This window comes from Natronospirillum operosum, assembly GCF_004768465.1.
Lineage (GTDB): Bacteria > Pseudomonadota > Gammaproteobacteria > Pseudomonadales > Natronospirillaceae > Natronospirillum > Natronospirillum operosum.
The window spans coordinates 139635-148569 of record NZ_SRMF01000009.1; the positions used below are offsets into that span (position 1 = coordinate 139635).

Sequence of the window (8935 nt, forward strand, 5' to 3'; positions counted from 1 at the left end):
GCATTGTACTGATTCCCTGCCATTGCTCAATGAATAACCGCAAAATCGCGGGTAACAACAGTCGTTACCCGCGATTTGCGTGTTTCAGAGGCGGGAGAAGGTCTTGCGTGCGGCGTGCAGAGTTTCCTCGATGACCGCATCATCATGGGCCACCGACATGAAGCCGGCTTCGAACGCCGAGGGCGCCAGGTAGACCCCCTGCTCCAGCATGCCGTGGAAGAAGCGCTTGAAGCGCTCCACATCACACTGCATGACCTGCTCGTAGCGGGAAATCTTCTGGTCGCTGCTGAAGAAGAAGCCGAACATGCTGCCCACCTGGTTGGTGGTGAATGGCACGCCGGCCTCGTCCGCCGCCTTCTGCATGCCGTTGACCAGTTTCTCGGCCTGGGTATTGATGCGGTCCTGAAAGCCCGGCTTGCTGATTTCGTTCAGCATGGCCAGGCCGGCGGCCATGGCGATCGGGTTGCCGGACAGGGTGCCGGCCTGATAGACCGGACCCAGGGGCGACAGCTGGGCCATGATGTCCCGGCGGCCGCCAAAGGCTCCCACGGGCAGGCCACCGCCGACGACCTTGCCGAGGCAGGTCAGGTCCGGCTTGATGCCGTAGCGCGCCTGAGCGCCTCCCAGGGCGGCCCGGAAGCCACTCATGACCTCGTCGAAGATCAGAACGCTGCCGTGCTGGTCACATTGCTCGCGCAGGGTTTCCAGAAAGCCGGGCTCCGGGGGGATGCAGTTCATGTTGCCGGCTACCGGCTCGACGATGACGGTGGCGATGTCGTCACCGAGCTCATCGAAACAGGCCCGCACGGCCGCAGCATCGTTGTAGGGCAGGGTAATGGTGTGGCGGGCAAAGTCGGCCGGCACCCCCGGCGAGGTAGGCTCGCCCAGCGTCAGGGCGCCACTGCCTGCCTTGACCAGCAGACCATCGGAGTGACCGTGGTAGTTGCCCTCGAACTTGACCACCTTGTCGCGGCCGGTATAGCCGCGCGCCAGGCGGATGGCGGACATGGTGGCTTCGGTGCCGGAGTTGACCATGCGCACCTGGTCCATGGAGGGCACCAGTTCCACCAGTTTCTGTGCCATGCGGATTTCCAGCTCGGTGGGGGCGCCGAAGGTAACCGCCCGGTCCAGCTGTTCGCGAATGGCGTCCAGAATCACCGGGGCGCTGTGACCGAGCAGCAGCGGGCCGAAGGACAGCACATAGTCGATATAGTGTTTGCCGTCCACATCGATCAGGCGGGCGCCCTCGCCATGACTGAAGAAGACGGGCGTGCCACCCACGCTCTTGAAGGCCCGTACCGGGGAATTCACGCCGCCGGGTATGACGACCTGGGCCTGCTCGAACAATGCACTGGACTGGTTCATAAAACGCTCCTGCTGAGGGTAGTCTGTTGACGCCGGGCGACTGTGTACGCTGACTCAGTTGCAACCGGCGCTTGAAACAATGGTAAACTGGTCCGGCTCGCTTGACTCTGTTGAATCCGTGATCGATTAAGGTGCTGTTGCATGGGGGAGATGATCCCACAACATTTCATTGTCCCATCCAAGATTTCGGTACCGAAATTACCGGCCAACACGATAGATCGTACCCGGCTGGAAGACATCTTTGTTGAAGCCTGCGAATCGCCGCTCATTATTCTGAAGGCTCCGGCAGGCTTTGGCAAAACCGTGGCCGCGCTTTACGGCTATTATGCCTATGCCGACCGTCATCGTGGCACAGCGCTGGCCTGGTTGTCGCTGGACCCGGAGGACGATGATCCGGAAGCGTTTGTGGCCTATCTGATTGCGGCTGTCAACCACGCCGTCGAGCTGGGCGATCTGTTGCTCAACCAGTCGGAGAACCCGGCGGGTGGCAACATGCGCTCCCTGGTCGGACAGCTGCTGTTCGAGCTCGACCAGGTGGAAACCGAGCTGATGATCGTGCTCGATGATTTCCATCTGATCGAGAGCGAGGAAATCCACGCCGCCCTGGGCTACTTCATCAAGCACCTGCCGCCTCATATCAAGCTGGTGCTGACCACCCGTTCCGAACCGCCGGCCAATATCATGAGCCTCCGCCTGCAGGGGTTGGTGGCAGAGATTGACGCCCATCAGCTGGCTTTCAACCTGGTGGAAACCAAGGCCTTTTTTCAGGAAATTGCCAATACCGAAGTGCCGGATGATCAGGCCACCCAGTTGCTGGAGCAGATCGAAGGCTGGGCCGTGGGGCTGCAACTGGTGGTCATGGGGCTGCGGAACAACCCGTCGCTGTCGGCGCTGGGCGAGGGCCTGAGTCAGAAGAACCTCAACATCATCGACTATTTTGACTCCGAACTGTTTGACGGTCTGCCGGCGGATGTGAAGACATTTCTGCTCAATACCGCAGTGGTCAAGCGCTTCAATGTCGATGTTGCGGTTGCCCTGTGCCCGGATGTCAATGTGCACGAAATTCTGGAATATCTGAAACGGCATCACCTCTTCATTGTGCAGTTCAATGAGCCCAGAGACTGGTATCGCTACCACCATCTGCTGTATGAGTTTCTGCAGCACAAATTGCTGGTGGCACACAGCGACAGCCTGCCGCAGCTGCATCGCCGGGCCAGTGATGTGTTTCTGCGCCTGGGCTATGTGGTCGGAGCCGTGGACCATGCCATCCGGTCGGGGCAGCGTGACCAGGTGGTGCGGATTCTGAAAGAGCATGGCAATGACCTGATTCACAAGGCCCATTACGACCTGGTGCGGCGCTGTCTGGCGGAACTGTCGGAAGAGGAAATACTGGAGGATGCCAACCTGGTGCTGGTGCGCTGCTGGGTCGAGGCCATCTTCGGGGACGCCAGGCTGGTGGCAGATTTCCTGCAGCGGGCACGAACGCTTATCGCGGCGGCGCCGCAGCAGGATTTCCTGCGCGCCGAGATGCTGACGGTCAACAGCCAGGCCGCCTTCACCCTGCAGAACTATGATCAGGCCCAGGCCTATGCCCGGGAGGCCCTGTCGCTCTATGAAGACGAAAGCACCCGTCGGCAGAGCGCGTTGCTGATTCTGGCCAATGTGCTGTTCGAGCAGGGTGATATTGTCGGCGCGCTGGATATCTACGAGGAGAGCGAGCTGCTCAGTCGCCAGGAAGCGAACTATGACGCAGTGCTCTGGTCACTGAACCAGCAGGCCGTGATCTGGAAAAGCCGGGGTGATTTTGTGCGCTCCTCCGGGCTTTCGCGCGAAGTCATCGAGTACGCCGGTGAGCAGGGTGTACGCTACGGTTTCAATGTGGTGTTCGCCTATATCAATCTGGCCGAGATTGCGCTGGAGGAGTACCACCTGCGGGAAGCCAAACAGTTGATCCATCGCATTCAGAATCTGTGCGAGACCTGGGACGACTACTGGCAACTGCATCTGCAGGGCTGGCTGCTGAAGTGCGAAATGCTCAAGGGCAAGCCGACGGTGGCGCGCGAGCTGGCGCAGGAACATGAACAGATTCTCAGCCAGGAATACACGGCGGATGTGCTGATGCCCTACAGCACCGAGGTTCAGGTGCAATGGTGGTGGCAGAATGGTGATATCAAGAAGATCAAGACCTGGCTCAAGGCCAGGGCCGAGGTCACAGAGTACCGCAGCGTGAAGGATTTCATGCTGCTGCGCGCCGAGGCCTACGGGCTGGCCGCAACGGAGGATTTCGGGTCCGCCCGGCACAAGCTCAAGGAGGCCATTCAGCATGCCGATGACAAGGGCTTCCGGCTGGAGGCACTGCGGCTGTCACTGCTCAAGGCGGCGGTAACGGATATTGCCGGTGACCATGAACAGGCCATGCGTCAGGTGCGGCGCCTGCTGCCGGCGGCGGCCAGCCTGGGTCTGGTGGCGAGCTGGCTGTTTCTGCGCCAGTGGCTGATGCCGATACTGGAGCGCCTGCTGCGTACCGAAGTATTTCCGCCGGATGTGGCCAAGTATGCCGACCAGTTGCTGATGCTGAATCGGCAGCGCAACACCGTCGACCAGCCAGGCGGCGAGCAGATCCCCGATGTGTTGCTCGCGGCCGGGGTGTCACGCAAGGAGTGGCGGGTCTACAAGCATATTCTGGCCGGGATGAGCAACGAAGAGATCGCGGGTACCATGTTTATTGCCGTATCCACGGTCAAGACGCACATCAACAACCTGTACAAGAAGCTGGGTGTGAAGAATCGCAGCGATGCCATGGCGCATGGTGAGTCGCTGGATATCAATTGACCATTTGGGTGTAAAGTTACAGTTTGAGCTCGGTTTTTGCGGGGGGTGGAATTTTATTCTGAAATTAAATTACACCCCCGGCGACTCTACACAGGCCTGAACGATCGGTTTAGGATGCGCTCGTCCTTGTCTGCAAGGGCAGTCTAGTTGATAGGTAGTCTCTCTCGCCGACCTGGCTCAAAGCCCGGTCGGCTTTTTTTTGCCTGCATGCCCGACCTCAAGTCAGAACGGTTTCAGCACCGCCAGCAGCACGATGGCGATCAGTGGTATCAGGGGCACTTCGTTGAACCAGCGAAAATACACATGGCTGCGCCTGTTGGTGCCGCGTGCGAGCTGCTTCATGTGGAACAGGCAGACGTGCTGGTAGATGACCAGCAGCACGACCAGGGCCAGCTTGGCATGCATCCAGCCGGTCTGCAGCCAGAACGGATGCCACCACAGCATCGCGATGCCCAGCAGCAGCGTCAGTACCATGGCCGGTGTCATGATGCCGCGGAACAGACGCCGCTCCATCACCTCAAAGCGCTCGCGACTGATCTGGTCTTCTGCCTGAACATGGTATACAAAGAGCCTCGGGAGATAGAACAGCCCGGCATACCAGGCCACCATCGCAATCAGGTGGAAGGCTTTAAGAAACAGATAAGTCATGATGTTCTCCCCTGTGTCGGCTATGTGGCGGACGGCGTATCCTGCCCGCAGAATGGAGGCTGCAAACGGTTACGTAAAGTGTGACCGGCATCCAACAGCTTGTCGTCGGTGATGATACACTGTCTGTCCGATCGATGGTGAGGTTCCCTCCATTCGGTTTGAGCAGTATCATGGCCGGTCTGTCGACCAGTCGGACAAGGGGGTCCGAAGGCTGGTCTGTGAAGTAACCAGGAGTTGCATATGGCCCGTGTGAACGGTAGCCACATAGATGATTTGGTGGTCGTACCGCATCGGCCATGGAGCCTGTTGCTGGCGCGGTTGGCTTCCGTGGCAGTTATTGTAGGGCTCGTGGTCGGGTCCTTTGTATATGGTCGCACGGACGGGTTGCAGCATGATCGGGTCACCGGCGCGCAGTTGAATGAACTGCGTGCTGCCCTGTCAGAAGCACAGGAGTCCGTTACCATGCTCAGGCAGCGTCTGACCATTGTCGAGCGTGGTGCCGAAGTGGATCGGGAAGCGGCCGAGCAGGTGCGCCGGACCAATCGAAACCTGCGTGATGAAATCGCGACACTGCAGCAGGAAGTGCGGCTGTATCGCGAGGTCATGGCGCCGGAAGACAATGGGGTCGGGCTTGCCATTGATGAGTTCTCAGTTGAAGCGTTGGGTGGTAATCGCTATCGCTTCCTGCTGATGATGACACACGCTGGCAGTGACGGCACCTGGCTGGAAGGCAGTGTTGGTGTCAATATTACAGGCGAGAACGAGCAGGGAGAGCGCGAGGTGTATACGTTGATGGATGTTTCACCAGACATTGATCGCGTAGATATCCGGTTGCGCTACCGGTACTTCCAGGACATCACTGGAGAAATAACATTTCCTGAAGGATTTATTCCGCAGCAGGTACGAATTGTGGCACAGGTCACCGGTAACCGAGCAGGCACAAGAGAAGCAGAGCTCGACTGGGACGAACTTGGAGACATCTGATGTTTGGTAGTGACAAGAAAGTAGGTAATTTCGATACCACCCTGATTTCCGCCAAGGCGGAGGTAGTGGGTGATATCAAGCTGACCGGTGGGCTGCATATTGATGGTCAGGTCACCGGCAATATCCTGGCAGAGCCGGGCAGTGGTGCTGTGGTGCGGGTCAGCGACAAGGGTGTGGTGAAAGGCGAGATCCGCGCGCCCCACGTCATCATCAATGGCAAGGTCAGTGGTGATGTGACGTCCTTCGAGCATGTTGAACTGGCCAAGAAAGCTGAGGTCAACGGCGATCTCTACTATGCCACCATGGAAATGGTCATGGGTGCCCGTGTCAACGGTCGTCTGCTGCATCAGCAGGAAGACAAGGGTTCCGCCAAGCGCAAGCTGGCCCGCTTCGGTTCTGATGACAAGACCCCTGCGGCCGGTGACAGCCCGACACCGAAGACCTCGGAGACTGCTTCCGATGAGAGCAAGAACAAGCCTGGTGTTGGCAGCAGCACCGAGCGCTCTGCCATGGCAACGGGTACCGAAGGCACGCCCGGCTCGGTCAAGATCAACAACTGAGGGTGACCCCCGCATCGGGGCGGCTTGAAACCGCCCCTGTTTGACCTCATCTTTTACTCTGCACATAATCAAATAACCCGCTCGGGTTTCTATCAGGGTGACACCGTATGTCGACAGCCGAAATCGAAGTCACGGACGCCGCCGCAGCCAAGGTTCAGCAGCTCAAGGAAGAGGAAGACAACCAGTACCTCAAGTTGCGGGTCTTTGTGACCGGCGGCGGGTGTGCCGGTTTCCAGTACGGCTTTACCTTTGATGAAGAGCAGGCCGATGACGATGCCGTGATCGAGCGCAATGGTGTCGAATTTCTGGTGGATGCGCTGAGCTATCAGTACCTGCAGGGCTCGGTTGTGGATTATGAAGAGGGCCTGCAGGGCGCACGTTTCCTGATTACCAACCCGGCGGCTACCACGACCTGTGGCTGTGGCGCCTCCTTCGGCATCTGACGCACAAGCTCTGATTCCGGGCGGCCTGTCCCCACGGGCTGATGTTGGTGCTATACTTCCGCGCTGTTTTTTGTCCCCATTGCCTGCATAGGGAAAAGAGGAAAGGTCCTTTCATGCCGTCTGTTGAAGAATCGTTGGCCCTGATCAAGCGGGGCGCGTCCGACATCCTGTTGGAAGAAGATCTGGTCGCCAAACTCGAGAGCGGGCGCCCGCTGCGCATCAAGGCGGGCTTTGACCCGACAGCGCCGGACCTGCACCTGGGTCACACCGTGCTGATCAACAAGCTGCGTCAGTTTCAGGATCTCGGGCACGAGGTGCTGTTCCTGATTGGTGATTTCACCGGCATGATCGGTGACCCTTCCGGCAAGAGCGCGACGCGTCCGCCGCTGACCCGGGAAGAGGTCATGCGCAATGCCGAAACCTACAAGCAGCAGGTGTTCAAGATTCTCGATGCCGAGAAAACCACGGTCATGTTCAACAGCGAGTGGATGAACCGCATGACCGCGACCGACATGATCGAGCTGGCGGCCCAGTACTCAGTGGCCCGGATGCTGGAGCGGGATGATTTCGACAAGCGCTTCCGCAGCGAGCAGGCGATTGCCATTCACGAGTTTCTTTATCCGCTGGTGCAGGGCTATGACTCGGTGGCCATGAGGGCAGACGTCGAACTGGGCGGTACCGATCAGCGTTTCAACCTGCTGGTGGGTCGGGATCTCCAGCGTCACTGGGGCCAGGAGCCGCAGGTGGTGCTGATGATGCCACTGCTGGAAGGTCTGGATGGCGTCAACAAGATGTCCAAGTCTCTGGGCAACTATGTCGGCATTACCGAAGCGCCCGGTGTCATGTTCAACAAGCTGGTGTCCATGCCGGACAATCTGATGTGGCGCTATTTTGAATTGCTGAGCTTCCGGCCCATGGCCGAGGTGGAGCAGTTCCAGGCGGATGTCGCGAACGGCGCCAACCCCCGTGATATCAAGATACTGCTGGCGCGCGAACTGGTGGCCCGCTTCCATGGTGAAGAAGCCGCCGAGAATGCCCACAAGAGCGCCGGTAACCTGGTTCGTGAGGGTGAGGTGCCGGCGGATACGCCCGAAGTGGAGCTCACGCTGGACGGTCAGGACACGCTGCCGATTGCCGCGGTCATCAACCGGGCGGGTCTGACCACCAATGCGGCACAGGCGCGCGACATGCTGCAGAACGGCCGCGTCAAGATCGACTGGGAGCCAGTGGAAGCGCAGCATCAGGTCGCTGCCGGCCGCTATCTGATTCAGGCCGGCAAGAAGAAGATCGCCTGGGTCACACTGACCACGTGATTTGGAGTAGCCCCAGCGCGGCCCGGCGGCCGCACCATACGTGCCACCGTAGGAGCGCACCCCGTGCGCGATTATAGATTTATGCCCAATGGCCCGACCGGTCAGCAACCCGCGATGGGGTGCCTTTCGGACCGTCGCCATGCTCGGGTACATGCCTGTGAGACACGCAAAAAACGTCATCCCTGACAGCTCGGACCGCGGCCGTCCCTGGCCGCAGACGGTCTCACAGTGCATGAACCCGGCAGGCGACTCCTGTCTCGCCAACGTGTGGGCGCTCAGACAACTGTCCCACTGATCCTCCGTGGGCTGGCGCAATAGCCGGCGGCATCACAAGGGTTCGCTTGGCTGCTGACGCGGCTCGGGCCTGGTACTCACCAGCCTGCCTATCGGGCCACTTCGTGGCCTAGCGCGGCCAAGGCACGCGCCTACAGGGTGGCACTGTTGTAGGCGCTGCTTTATCTGCGCTGACGTGCACGGATGCACTAATGTCGCGGGCGCATGGATGCGCAGGAGCGACCGGCGGCGTCAGCCGCCCTATTAGAAGGGCCTCAAGGGGTGCCGCCGCCGGGCGGCGGTGCACTGAGCCGCAGACCGTCTTCGGCCATGGATGGCCGAAGTCGAGCTGTCATGGACGACGTTTTTTGCGTGTCTGCGGTCAGTGTACCCCGCCATCAGGCGGCATTGCCCTGGAAACCGAACGGGCCGCAGGCCCCCAGGCCCCCACGTAAAGGCGGCTGGCGCCGCCATCGCGACTCGTGTCGCTCGCTACAAATTCGGCCTGCGCCTCATT

General features: G+C 59.7%; 7 protein-coding genes. 5 read left to right on the forward strand and 2 right to left on the reverse strand.

The window, feature by feature from the left end:
• Window positions 1–84: 84 nt before the first annotated feature.
• Window positions 85–1365 carry a glutamate-1-semialdehyde 2,1-aminomutase gene (hemL, locus tag E4656_RS16830; protein WP_135484473.1) on the reverse strand — a complete coding sequence of 427 codons (1281 nt, stop codon included), beginning with the start codon at window positions 1363–1365 and terminating at the stop codon, window positions 85–87.
• 141 nt (window positions 1366–1506) lie between these two features.
• Here hemL and E4656_RS16835 point away from each other — a divergent pair, with 141 nt between their 5' ends.
• Window positions 1507–4197: a winged helix-turn-helix domain-containing protein gene (locus tag E4656_RS16835; RefSeq protein ID WP_135484474.1), complete on the forward strand. Its 2691-nt coding sequence runs from the start codon at window positions 1507–1509 to the stop codon at window positions 4195–4197.
• Between the two features lie 222 nt (window positions 4198–4419).
• Here E4656_RS16835 and hemJ read toward each other — a convergent pair whose 3' ends face one another.
• Window positions 4420–4845 carry a protoporphyrinogen oxidase HemJ gene (gene hemJ / locus E4656_RS16840; RefSeq protein ID WP_135484475.1) on the reverse strand — a complete coding sequence of 142 codons (426 nt, stop codon included), beginning with the start codon at window positions 4843–4845 and terminating at the stop codon, window positions 4420–4422.
• Window positions 4846–5085: 240 nt separating this feature from the next.
• On the opposite strand from hemJ, the gene E4656_RS16845 reads away from it, so the two are divergent.
• The 4 genes from E4656_RS16845 to tyrS all read left to right on the forward strand — a co-directional run bounded on the left by E4656_RS16845 (window position 5086) and on the right by tyrS (window position 8145).
• On the forward strand, window positions 5086–5829 hold the full coding sequence (locus E4656_RS16845; RefSeq protein WP_135484476.1) for a DUF6776 family protein: 744 nt from the start codon (window positions 5086–5088) through the stop codon (window positions 5827–5829).
• The gene (locus E4656_RS16850) at window positions 5829–6389 is read left to right on the forward strand and encodes a bactofilin family protein (RefSeq protein WP_135484477.1); all 561 of its coding nucleotides are present in this window, start codon (window positions 5829–5831) and stop codon (window positions 6387–6389) included. Before E4656_RS16845 ends, E4656_RS16850 begins: the two co-directional genes overlap by 1 nt.
• A 107-nt stretch (window positions 6390–6496) precedes the next feature.
• Complete coding sequence (erpA, locus tag E4656_RS16855; protein ID WP_135484478.1) at window positions 6497–6832, forward strand: iron-sulfur cluster insertion protein ErpA; 336 nt, start codon at window positions 6497–6499, stop codon at window positions 6830–6832.
• A 113-nt stretch (window positions 6833–6945) separates the two neighbouring features.
• Window positions 6946–8145: a tyrosine--tRNA ligase gene (gene tyrS / locus E4656_RS16860; protein WP_135484479.1), complete on the forward strand. Its 1200-nt coding sequence runs from the start codon at window positions 6946–6948 to the stop codon at window positions 8143–8145.
• Window positions 8146–8935: the final 790 nt, after the last annotated feature.

Coding starts and splice junctions, on each gene's coding strand:
- E4656_RS16835 (WP_135484474.1), top strand. CDS start 1,507: ATGGGGGAGATGATCCCACAACATTTCATTGTCCCATCCAAGATTTCG.
- tyrS (WP_135484479.1), top strand. CDS start 6,946: ATGCCGTCTGTTGAAGAATCGTTGGCCCTGATCAAGCGGGGCGCGTCC.
- E4656_RS16845 (WP_135484476.1), top strand. CDS start 5,086: ATGGCCCGTGTGAACGGTAGCCACATAGATGATTTGGTGGTCGTACCG.
- E4656_RS16850 (WP_135484477.1), top strand. CDS start 5,829: ATGTTTGGTAGTGACAAGAAAGTAGGTAATTTCGATACCACCCTGATT.
- hemL (WP_135484473.1), bottom strand. CDS start 1,365: ATGAACCAGTCCAGTGCATTGTTCGAGCAGGCCCAGGTCGTCATACCC.
- hemJ (WP_135484475.1), bottom strand. CDS start 4,845: ATGACTTATCTGTTTCTTAAAGCCTTCCACCTGATTGCGATGGTGGCC.
- erpA (WP_135484478.1), top strand. CDS start 6,497: ATGTCGACAGCCGAAATCGAAGTCACGGACGCCGCCGCAGCCAAGGTT.